The organism is Inquilinus limosus (genome assembly GCF_002195995.1).
In the GTDB taxonomy this organism is placed as follows: domain Bacteria; phylum Pseudomonadota; class Alphaproteobacteria; order DSM-16000; family Inquilinaceae; genus Inquilinus; species Inquilinus limosus_C.
The window spans coordinates 19,972-36,423 of sequence record NZ_NHON01000026.1; the positions used below are offsets into that span (position 1 = coordinate 19,972).

The 16,452-nt window shown below is 70.5% G+C and carries 15 protein-coding genes; 9 read left to right on the plus strand and 6 right to left on the minus strand.

The window, feature by feature from the left end; translation table 11 throughout:
* Window positions 1-2: 2 nt before the first annotated feature.
* Together rsmG and mnmG are read right to left on the minus strand one after the other, a co-directional pair.
* Window positions 3-611 carry a 16S rRNA (guanine(527)-N(7))-methyltransferase RsmG gene (gene rsmG / locus BWR60_RS15320; RefSeq protein ID WP_088151892.1) on the minus strand — a complete coding sequence of 203 codons (609 nt, stop codon included), beginning with the start codon at window positions 609-611 and terminating at the stop codon, window positions 3-5.
* Between the two features lie 198 nt (window positions 612-809).
* Window positions 810-2,681 carry a tRNA uridine-5-carboxymethylaminomethyl(34) synthesis enzyme MnmG gene (mnmG, locus tag BWR60_RS15325; protein ID WP_088151893.1) on the minus strand — a complete coding sequence of 624 codons (1,872 nt, stop codon included), beginning with the start codon at window positions 2,679-2,681 and terminating at the stop codon, window positions 810-812.
* Window positions 2,682-2,782: 101 nt separating this feature from the next.
* On the opposite strand from mnmG, the gene BWR60_RS15330 reads away from it, so the two are divergent.
* Window positions 2,783-3,307, plus strand: coding sequence for a SecDF P1 head subdomain-containing protein (locus BWR60_RS15330; protein ID WP_088151894.1), 525 nt, complete (start codon window positions 2,783-2,785; stop codon window positions 3,305-3,307).
* A 28-nt stretch (window positions 3,308-3,335) separates the two neighbouring features.
* Here the strand turns inward: BWR60_RS15330 and mnmE are convergent, their stop codons facing one another.
* On the minus strand, window positions 3,336-4,655 hold the full coding sequence (mnmE, locus tag BWR60_RS15335; RefSeq protein ID WP_088151895.1) for a tRNA uridine-5-carboxymethylaminomethyl(34) synthesis GTPase MnmE: 1,320 nt from the start codon (window positions 4,653-4,655) through the stop codon (window positions 3,336-3,338).
* Window positions 4,656-4,851: 196 nt separating this feature from the next.
* Window positions 4,852-5,097, minus strand: a complete 246-nt coding sequence (locus BWR60_RS15340) for a DUF6489 family protein (protein WP_034840205.1) — start codon at window positions 5,095-5,097, stop codon at window positions 4,852-4,854.
* Window positions 5,098-5,184: 87 nt separating this feature from the next.
* Between BWR60_RS15340 and BWR60_RS15345 the strand changes: the two genes are divergently transcribed.
* The 6 genes from BWR60_RS15345 (at window position 5,185) to BWR60_RS15370 (ending at window position 12,491) form a co-directional block, all read left to right on the plus strand.
* The gene (locus BWR60_RS15345) at window positions 5,185-7,197 is read left to right on the plus strand and encodes a thioredoxin domain-containing protein (RefSeq protein ID WP_088151896.1); all 2,013 of its coding nucleotides are present in this window, start codon (window positions 5,185-5,187) and stop codon (window positions 7,195-7,197) included.
* Window positions 7,194-7,703, plus strand: coding sequence for a methylated-DNA--[protein]-cysteine S-methyltransferase (locus tag BWR60_RS15350; RefSeq protein WP_088151897.1), 510 nt, complete (start codon window positions 7,194-7,196; stop codon window positions 7,701-7,703). The genes BWR60_RS15345 and BWR60_RS15350 overlap by 4 nt, the downstream gene beginning before the upstream one ends.
* A 126-nt stretch (window positions 7,704-7,829) precedes the next feature.
* Window positions 7,830-8,525: a dienelactone hydrolase family protein gene (locus BWR60_RS15355; protein ID WP_088151898.1), complete on the plus strand. Its 696-nt coding sequence runs from the start codon at window positions 7,830-7,832 to the stop codon at window positions 8,523-8,525.
* Window positions 8,526-8,533: 8 nt separating this feature from the next.
* A complete protein-coding gene (locus BWR60_RS15360) occupies window positions 8,534-9,508 on the plus strand; it encodes a quinone oxidoreductase family protein (RefSeq protein WP_034840211.1) in 975 nt (324 codons plus the stop codon).
* Window positions 9,509-9,799: 291 nt separating this feature from the next.
* Window positions 9,800-11,140 (plus strand): calcium-binding protein, encoded by a 1,341-nt coding sequence (locus BWR60_RS15365; protein WP_088151899.1) that lies wholly within the window; start codon window positions 9,800-9,802, stop codon window positions 11,138-11,140.
* A gap of 73 nt (window positions 11,141-11,213) precedes the next feature.
* Complete coding sequence (locus tag BWR60_RS15370) at window positions 11,214-12,491, plus strand: hypothetical protein (protein WP_088151900.1); 1,278 nt, start codon at window positions 11,214-11,216, stop codon at window positions 12,489-12,491.
* Window positions 12,492-12,561: 70 nt separating this feature from the next.
* On the opposite strand, the gene BWR60_RS15375 is transcribed toward BWR60_RS15370, so the two are convergent.
* The gene (locus BWR60_RS15375) at window positions 12,562-13,206 is read right to left on the minus strand and encodes a TetR/AcrR family transcriptional regulator (protein WP_179221784.1); all 645 of its coding nucleotides are present in this window, start codon (window positions 13,204-13,206) and stop codon (window positions 12,562-12,564) included.
* Window positions 13,207-13,328: 122 nt separating this feature from the next.
* Here BWR60_RS15375 and BWR60_RS15380 point away from each other — a divergent pair, with 122 nt between their 5' ends.
* Entirely contained in the window at window positions 13,329-14,417 is a 1,089-nt protein-coding gene (locus BWR60_RS15380) for an HlyD family secretion protein (protein WP_088151902.1), read from the plus strand.
* Entirely contained in the window at window positions 14,414-16,024 is a 1,611-nt protein-coding gene (locus BWR60_RS15385; protein ID WP_230983066.1) for a DHA2 family efflux MFS transporter permease subunit, read from the plus strand. Before BWR60_RS15380 ends, BWR60_RS15385 begins: the two co-directional genes overlap by 4 nt.
* 16 nt (window positions 16,025-16,040) lie before the next feature.
* Here BWR60_RS15385 and BWR60_RS15390 read toward each other — a convergent pair whose 3' ends face one another.
* Complete coding sequence (locus BWR60_RS15390; RefSeq protein ID WP_144445628.1) at window positions 16,041-16,415, minus strand: hypothetical protein; 375 nt, start codon at window positions 16,413-16,415, stop codon at window positions 16,041-16,043.
* Window positions 16,416-16,452: the final 37 nt, after the last annotated feature.

The window sequence follows — 16,452 nt, forward strand, 5'->3', positions numbered from 1 at the left end:
CGTCAGCCACGGGCGAACCCCTCGATGCGGATGAGCACGGCGTCGGGATCGGTCCGGCTCGGATGGAGGTCGATGGTCATCTTCGGCGATGCAGGCAGGGCGGTCAAATCAACCGTGGTCAATTCGGCCTCGGCCGCGCGGCCCTTCGGGAACAGCGCGACGGTGTGCGGGCCGGCGAATCGGGTGGCGTAGCCGAGCAGGACGGGCAGGGCGGCCAGGGCGCGCGCGGTCACCACATCGGCGGGGAAGGGCGGCACCTGCTCGATCCGCCTGGCATGAACCGTGACCGGCACCCGTGTTTCACGTGAAACAGCGCGCAGGAACTCGGCCTTGCGCTGGTCGCTCTCGACCAGATGCGTCTCCAGCCCGGTAGCGATGGCCAGCACCAGCCCCGGGAAGCCGGCGCCGCTGCCGAGATCGACCAGCGTCCTGGCGCCGGCCGGGATCAGCGGCACCAGCTGCAGCGAATCCTCGAAATGCCGCCGCCGCAGCTCCGCCAGGGTGGAGGGCGCGACCAGGTTGATCGCCCCCTGCCACTTCCGCAGCAGCGCCTCGTAGCGGTCGAGCTTTTCCGAGAGATCCGGGGGGAGGTTCGCGATCGCTTCCGTCATGGTGCGAAGCCGCGGGCGACAGCGCGTAACCTCTCCCGCCTGGCGGGAGAGGTCGGGCGTCCGTCAGGACGACCGGGTGAGGGCCGGCACCGACCTCGACAAAGGACCCTCACCCGGAGCCGCTGCGCGTCTCCGACCTCTCCCGCAAGCGGGAGAGGCAACGTGGAAGGACGGTTCGGCACGGCGCCGATCGGGCGCTCACGCGATGGCACGCCGGTCCTCCCCCTCGCGCCGGACATGCTTCAGCAGGGCCACCAGCGCCGCCGGGGTGACGCCCGGCAGCCGCGCCGCGGCGCCGAGCGTCGGCGGCCGCGACCGCTTCAGGATCTGGCGGATCTCGGTCGACAGGCTGCCGATCGCGTCGAAATCCAGCTCCGCCGGCAGGGCCAGGCCTTCGTCACGGCGGAAGGCGCGGATATCGGCCTCCTGCCGGTCGAGATATCCCGCGTATTTCGCCTCGGTCTCGATCTGCTCGGCCACCGTCTCCGGCCACTCCGCCAGCTCCGGCCAGATGCGGGCGAGGGCGGCCAGGCCGATCCCGGGATAGCGCAGCAGGTCCATGCCGTCGCGCCGCACGCCGTCCTGGTTGACCGCGAGGCCGTGGCGCCGGGCCTCGGTCGGGGTCAGGGACAGCGCCCGGATCCGCTGCCGCGCCGCCTCCAGCGCCGCCGCCTTGCGGGCGAACAGCGCCTGGCGCTCGGCCCCGACGCAGCCGGCGGCGATGCCGCGGGCGGTCAGCCGCTGATCGGCATTGTCGGCGCGCAGCACCAGCCGGTATTCGGCGCGGGAGGTGAACATGCGGTACGGCTCGGGCGCGCCGCGGGTGATCAGGTCGTCGATCATCACGCCGGTATAGGCCTCGGCCCGGTCGAGCAGCAGCGGGTCGTTGCCGGCGACGGCCCTGGCGGCGTTCAGCCCGGCCATCAGCCCCTGGGCCGCCGCCTCCTCATAGCCGGTGGTGCCGTTGATCTGGCCGGCCAGGAACAGCCGCGGCACCGCCCGCAGCATCAGCGACCGGTCGAGCTGCCGTGGATCGACGAAGTCGTATTCGATGGCGTAGCCGGGCCGCAGGATCGTCGCCTTCTCCAGCCCCGGGATGCCGCGCACCAACCCTTCCTGCACGTCGCGGGGCAGGGAAGTGGAAATGCCGTTCGGATACACCGTCGGGTCGTCCAGCCCTTCCGGCTCCAGGAAGATCTGGTGCCGCTCCTTGTCGGCGAAGCGGACCACCTTGTCCTCGATCGAGGGGCAGTAGCGCGGGCCGACGCTGTCGATCTGCCCGGAATACATCGGCGCCCGGTGCAGGTTGGCGCGGATCAGCGCATGCGCCGCCGGCGTGGTGTAGGTGATGAAGCAGGAGACCTGCGGCACCGTGATCCGGTCGGTGAGGTCGGAGAAGGGCACCGGCGGGTCGTCGCCCTTCTGCTCCTCCAGCGCCGCCCAATCGATGGTGCGGCCGTCGAGCCGCGGCGGCGTGCCGGTCTTCAGCCGGCCGAGGGTGAGGTTCAGCCGGTGCAGCGTCGCGGCCAGGCCGATCGACGGCGCATCGCCGACCCGGCCGGCCGGGCGCTGCTCCTCGCCGATATGGATCAGCCCGTTGAGGAAGGTGCCAGTGGTCAGCACCACGGCGCCGGCGGCCAGGATCCGGCCGTCGGCCAGCACCACGCCGCAGACGGCGCCGGTCGAATCGAACACCAGATCCTCGACCGAACCGGCGATGAGGGCGAGATCCGACTGTTCGGCCAGCACCGCCTGCATCGCCTGGCAGTACAGCTTGCGGTCGGCCTGGGCGCGGGGCCCGCGCACCGCCGGGCCCTTGCTGCGGTTGAGGATGCGGAACTGGATGCCGGCGCGGTCGATCACCCGGCCCATGATGCCGTCCAGCGCGTCGATCTCGCGCACCAGATGGCCCTTGCCCAGGCCGCCGATGGCCGGGTTGCAGGACATCTCGCCGATCGACTCTCGCCGCTGGGTGACCAGCGCCGTGCGCGCGCCGAACCGCGCTGCGGCCGCCGCCGCCTCGCATCCGGCATGGCCGCCGCCGACCACGATGACATCATACTGTTCCATGGCGGCGGACTTTACGGAGGCGACCCCGCGGGGTCAAATGCGCGCACACGAAATCGGGTGTTTCACGTGAAACACCGGGGTGACCGGAAGGACCATCGACCATGCTGCCCGTCATTCCCGCCCTGGCCGCCGCTGTCGCTGCCCTGGCCACGGCGCTGACCCTTCCACTGGATGTGGCCCGGCCGCCTGACGCGCCGGTTGCTGCGGCCATCGAGTTCCGGCAGGCGGAGGCCGAAGCCGGCCCAGGACTGACGCAGGTCGAGAAGGACGGACAAAGCCTCTATCTGCGGCCGGAGATCATCGTCTCCACCGCCGACATCGCCTCGGCCGAGATGATCTTCGATCCGCTTTGGGGACAGCCCACCGTCTCGCTGGTGCTCAAGGACGCGGCTCGCGATCGCCTCGCCGCGTTCACCGAGAGCCATGTCGGCAAGATCCTCGCCATCACGATCGACGGCACGCTGCTGACGGCGCCCGTGATCCAGAGTCCGATTCCCGATGGCCGGCTGCAGATCAGCGGCGTGGAGAGCCTGGCCCAGGCCCAGGATCTGGCCCGAAAGCTCGGCCGCCCGCCGATGCCGACGACCCGTTCGCTGGCCGAGGCGCTGGAGACGCACCTCCCCTGACCGGCAGGGATGTTCCACGTGAAACATCTCACTTGCCGATGCAGAAGCTGCCGAACAGCAGGTCGAGCATGTCCTCGACATCGACCCGGCCGGTGATGCGGCCGATGGCGCGCAGGGCCAGGCGCAGATCCTCCGCCGCCAGCTCGGGCAGCGGCGCCGACGGCACGCGAGCGAGGGCGTCGCGCGCATCCTCCAGCGCGGCGCGATGACGGGCGCGGGTGAGGGCAGGGGAGCCGTCGCCGGTCAGCCGCCGCTCCACCGCCTCGGCCAGCAGGTCGAGCAGCCGGTCGAGGCCGGTGCCGGTGCGGACGGAGAGGGGGAACTCGTCCGCCGCCCGCTGCGCGTCGGGCGTCCGGTCGATCTTGTTAACCACCCGGATGGTGTCCGGTCCCGGCCCCAGCGCCGGGTCGGCGGGCGCAGGCTCACCAGCATCGCGGATCACCAGCCGCAGGTCTGATTCGGCGGCGCGGCGATGCGAGCGGCGGATGCCTTCGGCCTCGATCTCATCGGCGGTGTCGCGCAGGCCGGCGGTGTCGGCCAGCACCACGGGAAAGCCGCGCAGGTCGAGCGCGACCTCGACCACATCCCGGGTCGTGCCCGGCCGGTCGGAGACGATGGCCGCGTCGCGCCGGGCCAGCGCGTTCAGCAGGCTGGACTTGCCGGCATTGACCGGGCCGAGGATGGCGATGTGCACGCCCTCGCGCAGCCGCTCGCCCCGGCCGGCATCGTCGAGATGCGCGGCGATCGCGGCCGACACCCCGGCGACGATCCGCTCGGCCTCCGCCACCAGATCCGGCGGCAGGCCTTCGTCAGGGAAGTCGAGCGCCGCCTCCGTCATCGCCAGGGCCCGCATCAGGGCCGACCGCCAGCCCTCATAGAGCTGGCCGAGCGCGCCGCCGAGCTGGCGCAGCGCCTGCAACCGCTGGGCCCGGGTCTCGGCATCGACCAGATCGGCCACCGCCTCGGCCTCGGTCAAATCGAGCTTCCCGGCGAGGAAAGCGCGCCGGGTGAATTCACCGGGCTCGGCCGGGCGCAGCCCGCCGATCCGGGACAGCACCTCGACCACGCCACGGGTCACCGCCCGGCCGCCATGCAGATGCAGCTCGACCACATCCTCGCCGGTGTAGCTGGCCGGCCCAGGGAACCAGAGGGCGAGGCCGCGGTCCAGCGGCGCGCCGTCGGCCGGGTCGCGCAGCTCGGCGAGCGTCGCCAGGCGAGGGGCGGGGAGGGGACGGCCGGTCAGGGCCTGCAGCGCCGGGCCGGCGCCGGGGCCGGAGATCCGCAGCACCGCCACGCCGCCGCGACCGGCGGGGGTCGCCGGCGCGAAGATGGTGTCGCGGCTGGTCATCGGGCCGCGGTCCGCGAGGCGGGTGTTTCACGTGAAACACTCCAGGCCATCCCACCCCACTCGTCATTGCGAGCGCAGCGAAGCAATCCATGCGGCCGCTCGTGCGGACCGATGGATTGCTTCGTCGGCTTCGCCTCCTCGCAATGACGGAGGGAAGAGAGGCCACGGCCAGCACCGACGGACAGAGCCACGATCCTCAGCTCTTGCCTCCCTTGCCGCCGGTCATGCCCTGCCAGAAGGCGCGCTGCAGCGTCTCGAAGCCTTCGATGCTGGCCGGCAGCCAGGTCTTCAGCATCGCCTCGGGCTCCATCGCCGCCAGGTTGGCGCGCATGCGGTCCTCCAGATCCTTCAGCAGGGCCTGCTGCATCGGGCCGACATCCGGCAGGCCGAAGAAGGCGCGCGCCTCCTCCGGCGTGCAGTCGATATCGATCGAAACCTTCATCGGGATCCTCCGGCGGTGTTGGCGGCGTTATCCTGGCAGGAGAGTATAGCGTCCGGCGCCAGCGCCATTACAGACCGGGATATCGACATGCCCAACCGCCTCGCCGAAGAGACGAGCCCCTATCTGCTGCAGCACGCCGACAACCCGGTGGACTGGCAGCCCTGGGGTGCGGAAGCCTTCGCCCGCGCCCGGGCCGAGAACAAGCCGGTGCTGCTGTCGGTCGGCTATGCCGCCTGCCACTGGTGCCATGTCATGGCGCATGAGAGCTTCGAAGATCCGGCCACGGCGGCGGTGATGAACGAGCTGTTCGTGTCGATCAAGGTCGACCGCGAGGAGCGGCCGGATGTCGACACCATCTACCAGTCGGCGCTGGCGATGCTGGGCCAGCAGGGCGGCTGGCCGCTGACCATGTTCCTGACCCCGGACGGCGCGCCGTTCTGGGGCGGCACCTATTTCCCGCCGACCAGCCGCTGGGGCCGGCCCGGCTTCACCGAGGTGCTGCGCGCCTTGTCCGCCGCCTATGCCACCGAGCCGGAGAAGGTGACCGGCAATGTCGCCGCCCTGGCCGAGGCGCTGGCCAAGCAGTCGGAGAACCAGCCGGGCGCCGGGCTGAGCCTCGAGGTGCTGGACCAGGTGGCGAAGCAGCTGGCCAGGCAGTTCGACCCGGCCTGGGGCGGTCTGCGCGGCGCCCCGAAATTCCCGCAGCCCGGGCTCATCGAGCTGCTGTGGCGCGGCTGGTGGCGCTCCCGCCGCCCGGAATGGCGCGACGCGGCGCTGCGGACGCTCACGGCGATGAGCCAGGGCGGGATCTACGACCATCTCGGCGGCGGCTTCGCCCGCTACTCCACCGACGAAGAGTGGCTGGCGCCGCATTTCGAGAAGATGCTGTACGACAACGCCCAGCTGGTCGGCCTGCTGACCCTGGCCTGGCAGGAGACTCGCGATCCCCTGTACGCCGCCCGCGTCGAGGAGACGGTGGCCTGGATCGAGCGCGAGATGATCGCCGAGGGCGGCGCCTTCGCCGCGACGCTGGATGCCGACAGCGAGGGCGAGGAGGGGCGCTTCTACGTCTGGACCGAGGCCGAGATCGACGCCGTACTCGGCGAACGCTCGGCCGCGTTCAAGCAGACATACGATGTCACGCCAAGCGGCAATTGGGAGGGCAAGACCATCCTCAACCGGCGCCATGACCCGGCGCTGTGTGACGCGGAGACCGAGGCGGCGTTCGCCAAGGACCGGGCCGTACTTCTCGAGCGCCGGGCCGTACGCGTACGGCCGGGCTGGGACGACAAGGTGCTGGCCGACTGGAACGGGCTGATGATCGCGGCCTTGGCCCAGGCCGGCCAGGCCTTCGACCGGCCCGGCTGGATCGCCCTGGCCGAGACCGCCTTCGCCGCCGTGGTCCGGCAACTCGGGGACGGCGACCGCCTGGCCCATGCCTGGCGCCGCGGCAAGGCCACCGCGCCGGGGCTGCTGGAGGATTATGCCGACATGGCGGCGGCGGCGCTGGCCCTGCATGAGGCGACCGAAACCCCGGCTTATCTCGAGCATGCCAAGCTGTGGACCGCGGTGCTCGACCGGCATTTCTGGGATGGCGGCCGCGGCGGCTATTTCCTGACCGCGGATGACGGCGAGGCGCTGATCGTGCGCACCAAGAGCGCGTACGACGCCGCGGTGCCGTCCGGCAACGGCACCATGCTCGGGGTGCTAACGCGGCTGCATCACCTGACCGGCGACCGGCTGTACGCCCTGCGCGCCGATTCCCTGATCGCCGCCTTCACCGGCGAGCTGCAGCGCAACTTCATCCCGCTGGCCACCTGGCTGAACCGGGCCGAGGACAGGATGGAGCTGCTGCAGATCGTCGTCATCGGCGCGAAGGACGATCCCGCCGCCCGGGCGCTGCTGCGGGCGGTGCACGGCCGGTCGCTGCCCGGGCGGATGCTGCTGCGGCTCGACCCCGGTACAGCGCTGCCGGAGGACCATCCCGCCGCCGGCAAGGCGATGCTGGACGGCAGGCCGACCGCCTATCTCTGCCGCGGACCAGTGTGCCAGGCCCCGGTCACCACGCCCGAGGCGCTGCTGGAGCTGATCGGAGCATGACCCGGGCCACGCGAAGCCGGCCGATCCTGGAGCGGGCGACCGCCACCATCGACACCCCGGTCGGGCCGGTGCGGATCACCGTGGCCGGCGGGGTGGTGGCCGCCGTCGACCATGTCCAGGACCCGTCCGATGACGAACCGCCGAAGGACAAGCTGCTGCGCCGCGCGATCCGGCAGATCGAGGAGTATTTCGCCGGCAGGCGCCGCCGCTTCGATCTGCCGATGGCCCCGGCCGCCAGCCCGTTCCAGCAGCGGGTGCGGCAGGCGGTGATCGACATCCCCTATGGCGAGGCCGCGTCCTATGGCGGCGTGGCCCATATCCTGAACAGCGGCCCGCGCGCTGTCGGCCAGGCCTGCGGCCGCAACGACCTGGTGCTGCTGGTGCCCTGCCACCGCGTCATCGGCGCCGGCGGCACCCTCGGCGGCTATGGCAGCACCTCCGGCCTGGAGCGCAAGCGCCGGCTGCTGGCCTTCGAGGGATATCCAGGGCAATTCGCGGAGAATTGAATCGGTCCAAGGGCCCTGTCGCGGGGGCGTTCGCCCGCCGTGACAAGGCCGCCGGGCTCCGGTTATCGTCCACCCCGCTTGATACGATTGCTTCGACCACCGCAACGCTCGAGGGAGAGCGACTCCATGGCGACAGTCACCGTCACCGCTGCCGATGGCGGCCGCTTCAACGCCTATCTCGCCCGGCCCGCCGCGGGCTCCGGCCCCGGCATCCTCGTCATCCAGGAGATCTTCGGCGTCAACGCGGTGATGCGCCAGATCTGCGACGACCTGGCGGCCCAGGGCTATGTCGCCCTGTGCCCCGACCTGTTCTGGCGGCAGGAGCCGGGCGTCGACATCACCGACAAGTCGCAGGCCGAATGGGACAAGGCCTTCGCCCTGTTCAACGGCTTCAACGAGACCGCCGGTGTCGAGGACCTGATCGCCTCGCTGGCCACGCTGCGCGACCTGCCGGAATGCACCGGCCGCGCCGGCGCACTGGGCTACTGCCTGGGCGGCCGCCTGGCCTTCCTGATGGCCACCCGCTCCGACGCCGACTGCGCCGTCAGCTATTACGGCGTCGGCATCGACAAGCTGCTGGGGGAGGCCCCCGCCATCACCCGGCCGCTGCTGCTGCACATCGCCGAGAAGGACCGGTTCGTGCCGCCGGAGGCCCAGGACCAGGTCCGCGCCCGCATGGCGTCGCTGCCGACGGTCGCGGTGCACACCTATCCCGGCCTCGACCACGCCTTCGCCCGCGTCGGCGGCGAGCATTACGACGCGGCCGGCGCCACCCTGGCGAACGACCGCACCGCCGCCTTCCTGAAGACCCATCTCGGCTGAGGAACCCCATGGTCCACGCCATCCGCATCCATGAGACCGGCGGCCCCGAGACGATGCGCTGGGAGCCGGTCGACGTGCCGGCGCCTGGCCCGGGCGAGATCCGGATCCGCCACACCGCCATCGGCCTGAACTACATCGACACCTATATCCGCGGCGGCCTCTACAAGTCGCAGCTGCCGCTGGTGCTGGGGCAGGAGGCGGCCGGCGAGGTCGTCGCCGTCGGCCCGGACGTGACCGGCTTCAAGCCCGGCGACCGCGTCGGCTACGGCAACGGCCCGACCGGCAGCTATGCCGAGGAGCGGGTGATCCCGGCCGAGAAGGTGGTGAAGATCCCGGACGGCGTCACCGACCGCACCGCGGCCGCGATCCTGCTGAAGGGGCTGACCGCCTGGTACCTGCTGCGCCGCACCTTCCCGGTGCAGCCGGGCCAGACCATCCTGTTCCACGCCGCCGCCGGCGGCGTCGGCCAGATCGCCGCGCAATGGGCCAAGCATCTCGGCGCCACCGTGATCGGCACCGCCGGCGGGCCGGAGAAGGTGGCGCTGGCCCGCGCCGCCGGCTGCGACCATGTGATCGACTATTCGACCGAGGATTTCGTCTCCCGCGTCCGCGCCATCACCGGCGGCAAGGGCGTGCCGGTGGTCTATGACGGTGTCGGCAAGACCACCTTCGACGGCTCGCTCGACTGCCTGTCGCCGCGCGGCATGATGGTGACCTTCGGCAACGCCTCCGGCCCGGTGGCGCCAATCAGCCCGCTGGTGCTGTCGCAGAAGGGGTCGCTGTTCCTGACCCGGCCGACGCTCGGCAGCTACATCGCCACCCGGCCGGAATACGAGGCCGCGGCGGCGGAGCTGTTCGACGTGGTGGCGAAGGGCGCGGTGAAGATCTCGATCGCCCAGACCTACCCGCTGCGCGAGGCCGCCCAGGCCCATCGCGACCTGGAAGCGCGGAAGACGACGGGCTCGACGGTGCTGCTGCCGTAGCAGCACGCCCGAACTCAAAACGGCCGAACTCAAAACGGCGCAAGGCCAAGGCCGGACGGCGGATATCGCCATCCGGCCTTCTTTTTGACCGGCGGCCGGAACCGTGGCGGACCGGGCCGATCCGCCGTTTCCGGACGCGCCGCGTCCGCCACGCCGTCGCCGGCATTTTTCGCCTCCCCTCCCATATGGGCATGCCCAGCCACCGCGAAGGCGGGATACAGCGGTCTGACGGCCGGGCATTCCGGCGCCCGCCGGAACGCCCGTCCCGCCATCAGTCCAGGAGGCAAGCCCATGGCGATCATCAGCGGCACCCCGAATGACGATATCTTCGCCGGCGATGGCGCGGACGACCGGATCGATGGCCTGGGCGGCAATGACGTGCTTCTCGGCAACGGGGGCGACGACGTGCTCAATGGCGGCGACGGCAATGACCAGCTCTATGGCGGCGGCGGCAGCAACACCCTGAACGGCGGCGCCGGCAACGACGAGGTCACGGTCACCCGGACGTTCGGCGACCCGGCGAGCGCCGACATCGTCGACGGCGGGGCCGGCAACGACACGCTCATCGTGGATTTCGCCGGCGCCAACGGTCCGCTGAGCTTCACGCTGAACGGAACCAGCGGCGACGGCTCCATCAGGTCCGCGAACTTCGAGACGCTGATCTACACCGGCGGAAGCGGCAACGACACCGTCGCCGGCGCCGCCGGCAACGATCAGCTCTTCGGCTATGCCGGCAACGACACGCTCGCCGGGGCGGCCGGGACGGACCAGCTCGACGGCGGTGCCGGCAACGACGTGCTCCGCGGTGGTGCCGGGGCCGATCATCTGGACGGCGGCGCCGGCGTCGATCTGGCCAGCTACTACACCAGCTCGGTCGGGGTCTCGGTGGATCTCGCCACCGGCCAGGGCGCGGGCGGCGAGGCGCAGGGCGACACCCTGACCGGTATCGAGAACCTGTCCGGCAGCCAGGGCAACGACACCCTTGCCGGCAATGCCGGCGCCAACAGCCTCTCCGGCAATGGCGGCAACGACGTGCTTCGTGGCGGCGCCGGGGCCGACCGGCTCGATGGCGGCGCCGGCACCGACACCGCCAGCTACTACATCGGCGCGGCCGGCGTGACGGTCAACCTGGCCACGGGCGCCGGCAGCGGCGGCGACGCCCAGGGCGACACGCTGACAGGCATCGAGAATGTCTCCGGCAGCCAAGGCAGCGACATCCTGGTCGGGAACAGCGTCGCCAACACCTTGCAGGGCTGGAGCGGCAACGACGTCCTCACCGGGGCCGGCGGCAAGGATACTCTGACGGGCGGCGCGGGGGCGGACCGCTTCGTCTATGCCAGCACGACGCACAGCGTGGTCGGCGCCAATGCCGACCGGATCACCGATTTCCGCCATGCCCAGGGCGACCGCATCGACCTGTCGGCGATCGACGCCAATACCGGCACGGCCGGCAACCAGGCCTTCACCTTCATCGGCACCGGCCTCTACACCCACCATGCCGGCGAGCTGCGCTTCGCCGTCAGCGGCGGCGTCACCACCATCGCCGGCGACGTCAACGGCGACGGCACCACCGACTTCCACATCCAACTGACCGGCAGCATCGCCCTGGCGGCCGCGGACTTCGTCCTCTAGCGCGGCGGGATCACCGATTTCGCCGAGCTCCGGGCCGGCCGCCGGCCCCTCACCCCCGCATCGGAGAACAGATATGAGCCAGGGTCTCAAGACCGCAGCCGCCGGGCTGATCGCGACACTCGTTCTCATCGTGCCGCCGGCCAAGGCGGCGCAGAGCCAATCGGCAACCGTCAACGGCGTGGCCGTCGACCGCGTGACGTGGCGCGGTTCCGATGGCGGGCTGCGCACCGTCTCGCTCAAGCGCCAGGGCAACGGCAACCCGGGCAATGGCGGCTATGCCGTCCAGATGACGTATCCCTATCTGAAGAACGGCATCTCCACCACGATGACCGTGAATGCGAGCGATGCCGGGGACGGCTTCGGCTATTTCGTGGCGCATGAACGCTATCGCACATTCTCCGACGGCGCCTCCGCGCCGATCGCGAACAAGATCTTCGGCGCCGACGATTCGCCGCTGGGCCGCGGCTTCGCGGTCACGGGCCGGATCGTGCCGAGCACGCGCAACCGGGTGATCGTCGAGTACAAGACGACCTATCCGAAATACGGCACCATCGCCCCCAACGGCATCGATCCCAACACCGGCGAGGACAGCCCGCCGCTCGGCACCAACCGGGCGCTGTTCAAGCGCTATGACCTGCCGGTCACGATCACCTGGTATTTCCAGGACGGGGCGAACTGGCCGCTGATCGTCACGCGTGTCAGCCTCGCGCCCATGCCGGGCCCCGACCGGGTCAGCTTCGACCTGCGCGGTCCGTACGGGAAGCTGAACTTCGACGGCGGCAGCAACCCGATCCGCCAGGTGATGTGGGCGGATCGCTACCACTTCACCACGACCGTCGACCCGCTGACGCGCAACGCCACCTGGACCTGGACCGGGGCCAACACGGCCGCGCGGTTCTCGGCCCTGCTGGCCGGGCAGTTCGAGATGGGCCTGTTCGAGCCGACGCCCTATTCGATGTCCGCCCTGCGCGACGGCTATTCCGAAGGGCGCGGCAGGACCTCGGCGACATACAATGGCGGCAATGGCTGCCCCTTCCAGCAGCAGAAGCTGCCCTGCGACTACGAATGGCCATACCAGTCGTCGCAATACGAGCTGCCCTACAACAATCCCAACGGCACCACGGTGTCGGAGAAGATGGCCTGGGGCTCGACGCCCTATTACGGCACCAGCCTCCCGGCCGTGTATGACGGCATCCAATCCGTGCCGTTCAACGGCTTCCCGCAGAGCAGGATCATCGAATACCGGGTCTGCCTGGTCCTGGGCCCGCGGACGGCCGGCGGCCTGACCAAGGCCATCGCCGCGCGCACGCCGGGCAGCTATGACTGCGCCGTGAAGCCGTCCGGCTCCTGACCATCCCGGCATCGGTTCCGCCGCCCGAACCGGGGGCGTCCGATGCTCTCACCCCGCCCGCAAAGGCCGGTCAGGGCGTCGGCGCCGCCGGGGCGGCATAGGCGCGCAGGAAGGCGTCGACGCCGCTCCTCAGCCCGCGCTCGATCCGCTCCCTGCTCGGCATCTCGATGCCCAGCTCCATCCGCATCTTCATGTGGCCCAGGATCATCGAGCCGAACTGCTCGGCCGCCAGCTCCGGGTCGGGCACGGCCAGCACGCCGCGCGCATTGGCGGCGGCGAAGAAGGTCGTCAGATGCGCCTTGCCCTGTCCCGGGCCCGCCTCGTACATCGCCCGGCCGAGTCCCGGGAAGCGGCCCGCCTCCGCCAGCACGCTGCGATACACCTTGATCACGTCCGGGTTCAGGATGAAGCGCAGCAGCGTGCCGCCGGCCTCCATCAGCGCGGCGCGCAGGTCGTCCGGCGGCGGCGACATCGCCGCCAGCCGCTCGAAGGCGCGGCAGGCCGTGCCGACGATCGCCGCGAACAGCTCCTCCTTGCTGGCGAAATGGGCGTAGAGCGTGGCCTTGGACACGCCCGCCTCACGCGCGATCGCATCCATGCTGGCCGTGCCGTAGCCCTCTTCCAGGAACACGCGATACGCCGCCTTCAGGATCTGGTCGGGCTTCCGGCTGGCGGTGGCTGGCGGGGGAAGCGCCTCGGCAAAAGGACAGGTCATCGGCATTCGGGATAGGACGCGTTCGCGCTAAACTGAACCGTTCAGTTTCGTCTTGACAAGAGATAGGGCAAATCGCACCTTCCCGCAACAAGACTGAACGGTTCAGTTCACCGAGTCCTCCCATGCGCAAGCCCATCATCGTCGTCGCGGCCGTGGCCGCCATCGCTGTCGCCGGCTATTTCGGCTACCGGTGGTGGACCGTGGACCGATTCTTCGAGACCACCGACAACGCCTATGTGCGGAGCGACACCACCACGCTCAGCCCGCAGGTCGAAGGCGCGGTGACGGCGGTGCTGGTCACCGACAACCAGATGGTGAAGGCGGGCGATCCGCTGGTCCGCATCGACGACCGCGACTACCGCGCCCAGCTGGCCCAGGCGAAGGCGGAGCTGTCGGCCCAGGCTGCGACCCTGGCCTCGATCGAGCAGCAACTGGCGCTGCAGGGCTCGATGATCGCCCAGGCCAAGTCCAGCGTCGACCAGGCGGCCGCGACCCTGACCCAGACCGGCAACGACCTGGAGCGGGCGCGCCGGCTGTGGGACACGCGCAACGGCAGCCAGCAGGCCTTCGAGACCGCGGACACCGAGCACAAGCGCGCCGACGCCGCCCTGGCCAGCGCCCAGGCGGCGCTGACCAACCAGCAGGGCCAGACCGCGATCCTGCAGGCGTCCCAGCGTCAGGCCCAGGCCCAGATCGAGAAGCTGACCGCCGCGGTCGACCTGGCCCAGATCAGCCTCGACCGCACCGAGATCCGCGCCCCGGTCGACGGCGTCGTCGGCAACAAGGGGGTCGAGGTCGGCCAGTATGTCCGGCCCGGCACGCAGCTCCTGTCCGTCGTGCCGCTGCCCAAGGTCTATGTCGTCGCCAACTTCAAGGAGACGCAGCTGGCCGCGATGCGCGTCGGCCAGTCGGTGACGCTGTCGGTCGACGCCTTCCCGGGCCAAAGACTGACCGGCAAGGTCGAGAGCTTCGCCCCGGCCAGCGGCGCCGAGTTCAGCCTGCTGCCGCCGGAGAACGCGACCGGCAACTTCACCAAGATCGTCCAGCGCGTGCCGGTGCGCATCGCGGTGCCGGCCGACAACCAGCTCAGCGGCCTGCTGCGCCCGGGCCTGTCGGTCGGCGTCGCGGTCGACACGCGGGAGGAGGGCACGGGCCCGCTCCTGGCCAGCGGCATCTTCGGCGCCGCCATGGCCGCCGAGTTCCAGCGGTGAGCAGCACCACCGCCGACGCGCTGCCCGCCGGCGCGTCGGCCCCCGCCCCGGCCGCGCCGCAGCGGGCCGGCGCCGGGACGCGCGAGACGATCGGGTTCTTCACCATGGTCGTCGGCATGTTCATGGCGATCCTGGACATCCAGATCGTCTCCAGCTCGATCAGCGAGATCCAGGCCGGACTGGCGGCCAGCCCGGACGAGATCAGCTGGGTGCAGACCGCCTACCTGATCGCCGAGGTGGTGATGATCCCGCTCTCGGGGTTCCTCTCCCGCCTGCTGTCGACCCGCATCCTCTACGTCATCTCGGCAGCCAGCTTCACCCTCTCCAGCCTGGCCTGCGCCCTGGCCTGGAACATCGAATCGATGATCGTGTTCCGGGCGCTGCAGGGCTTCCTGGGCGGGGCGATGATCCCGACGGTCTTCGCCGCCTCCTTCATCCTGTTCCCGCCGGAGCGGCGGGCCGGCATCTCGGTGCTGATCGGCCTGGTCGCGACCATGGCGCCGACCATCGGCCCGACCCTCGGCGGCTACCTGACCCAGGCCTTCTCCTGGCACTGGCTGTTCCTGATCAACATCATCCCCGGCGTCCTGGTGACCACCGGCGTCTGGTTCCTGGTCAAGTTCGACAAGCCGAATCTCGAGCTGCTCAAGGGCTTCGACTTCGCCGGGCTGGCGCTGATGGCGATGTTCCTCGGCAGCCTCGAATACGTGTTCGAGGAAGGGCCGCGCTGGGACTGGTTCGAGGACCGGTCGATCTTCACCTTCGCCGTGATCGGGATGCTGGCCGGGATCGGCTTCTTCGCCCGGGTGCTCAGCGCCCGGAACCCGATCGTCGACCTGCGCGCCTTCCGCGACCGCAACTTCTCGCTCGGCTGCATGTACAGCCTGGTGATCGGCGTCGGCCTCTACGGCGCGGTCTATATCGTGCCCCTGTTCCTCGCCCGGGTGCGCGGCCTGAACAGCCTGCAGATCGGCGAGATCATGTTCGTCACCGGCGTGTTCCAGTTCATCTCGGCGCCGCTGGCCGGCATGCTGTCGAAGAAGCTCGACCTGCGGCTGATGCTGGGCATCGGCCTGGTCGCCTTCGGCACCGGCATCTACATGATGACCTGGATCACCGCCGATTGGAGCTTCTGGGAGCTGTTCTGGCCGCAGGCGGTGCGCGGCGTGTCGCTGATGCTGCTGTTCCTGCCGATCAACACTCTGGCGCTGGGCACGCTGCCGCCGGACAAGATCAAGAACGCGTCCGGCCTCTACAACCTGATGCGCAATCTCGGCGGCGCCTTCGGCCTGGCCGGCATCAACACGGTGATGATCGACCGGGCGCGGCTGCACACCTCCCGCATCGCCGACCACGTCACCCTGACCAACCCGCATGTGCAGGCCATGGTCGACAATTTCAGCCAGATGTTCACCTCGGCCGGCCTCGGCAACCCGGACCTCGCCGCGGTGAAGACGCTGAACAACATGGTGGTGAAGCAGTCGCAGGTGCTGACCTTCGCCGACTGCTTCCTGCTGATGGCGCTCTTGTTCTATGCCGGGCTGCTGCTGATGCCGCTGCTGCGCGCGCCGAAGCCCATGGGCGGCGGGGGTGGCGGCGGGCACTGACCCCGCCGCCCATGCGTCAGGCCGCCGGCAGCGTCGCCCCGTTCCGGGCATAGACCGTGGCGATCCGGCAGGTCCGCCGGTCGTACTGCACCACGATGGCGCCGGGCTGGCCCGACTGCCGCACCCAGGCTTGGCGCTGCCCCAGGAAATAATCGTTCGGATCGGCGGGCGGGACCGGCGTCAGGTCGATACGGGAGATGCCGGCGGCCGTCACGTGCTGGCCCGCCAGGGCGCCGGCGACACGGGCGGAGCAGTCACGCTCCTCCGTCCCCATCAGGCTGCGGACCTTCTCGGCCAGCGCCGGATCGGGCGTCGCCGAGGGCGGCGGGGCCAGCCCGGCGCAGCCCGACAGCGCCAGGACGAGGGCGAGACTGGAACGAAGCTTGGCCATGCCAACCACCATGCTGGTTATCCCCGGCAAGTTGGGT

What these genes read in the sequence shown, in the direction of transcription:
- BWR60_RS15370 (WP_088151900.1), top strand. Translation starts at nt 11,214, where the DNA reads ATGAGCCAGGGTCTCAAGACCGCAGCCGCCGGGCTGATCGCGACACTC.
- BWR60_RS15380 (WP_088151902.1), top strand. Translation starts at nt 13,329, where the DNA reads ATGCGCAAGCCCATCATCGTCGTCGCGGCCGTGGCCGCCATCGCTGTC.
- BWR60_RS15345 (WP_088151896.1), top strand. Translation starts at nt 5,185, where the DNA reads ATGCCCAACCGCCTCGCCGAAGAGACGAGCCCCTATCTGCTGCAGCAC.
- BWR60_RS15365 (WP_088151899.1), top strand. Translation starts at nt 9,800, where the DNA reads ATGGCGATCATCAGCGGCACCCCGAATGACGATATCTTCGCCGGCGAT.
- BWR60_RS15340 (WP_034840205.1), bottom strand. Translation starts at nt 5,097, where the DNA reads ATGAAGGTTTCGATCGATATCGACTGCACGCCGGAGGAGGCGCGCGCC.
- rsmG (WP_088151892.1), bottom strand. Translation starts at nt 611, where the DNA reads ATGACGGAAGCGATCGCGAACCTCCCCCCGGATCTCTCGGAAAAGCTC.
- BWR60_RS15330 (WP_088151894.1), top strand. Translation starts at nt 2,783, where the DNA reads ATGCTGCCCGTCATTCCCGCCCTGGCCGCCGCTGTCGCTGCCCTGGCC.
- BWR60_RS15350 (WP_088151897.1), top strand. Translation starts at nt 7,194, where the DNA reads ATGACCCGGGCCACGCGAAGCCGGCCGATCCTGGAGCGGGCGACCGCC.
- BWR60_RS15375 (WP_179221784.1), bottom strand. Translation starts at nt 13,206, where the DNA reads ATGACCTGTCCTTTTGCCGAGGCGCTTCCCCCGCCAGCCACCGCCAGC.
- BWR60_RS15355 (WP_088151898.1), top strand. Translation starts at nt 7,830, where the DNA reads ATGGCGACAGTCACCGTCACCGCTGCCGATGGCGGCCGCTTCAACGCC.
- BWR60_RS15390 (WP_144445628.1), bottom strand. Translation starts at nt 16,415, where the DNA reads ATGGCCAAGCTTCGTTCCAGTCTCGCCCTCGTCCTGGCGCTGTCGGGC.
- BWR60_RS15360 (WP_034840211.1), top strand. Translation starts at nt 8,534, where the DNA reads ATGGTCCACGCCATCCGCATCCATGAGACCGGCGGCCCCGAGACGATG.
- mnmE (WP_088151895.1), bottom strand. Translation starts at nt 4,655, where the DNA reads ATGACCAGCCGCGACACCATCTTCGCGCCGGCGACCCCCGCCGGTCGC.
- mnmG (WP_088151893.1), bottom strand. Translation starts at nt 2,681, where the DNA reads ATGGAACAGTATGATGTCATCGTGGTCGGCGGCGGCCATGCCGGATGC.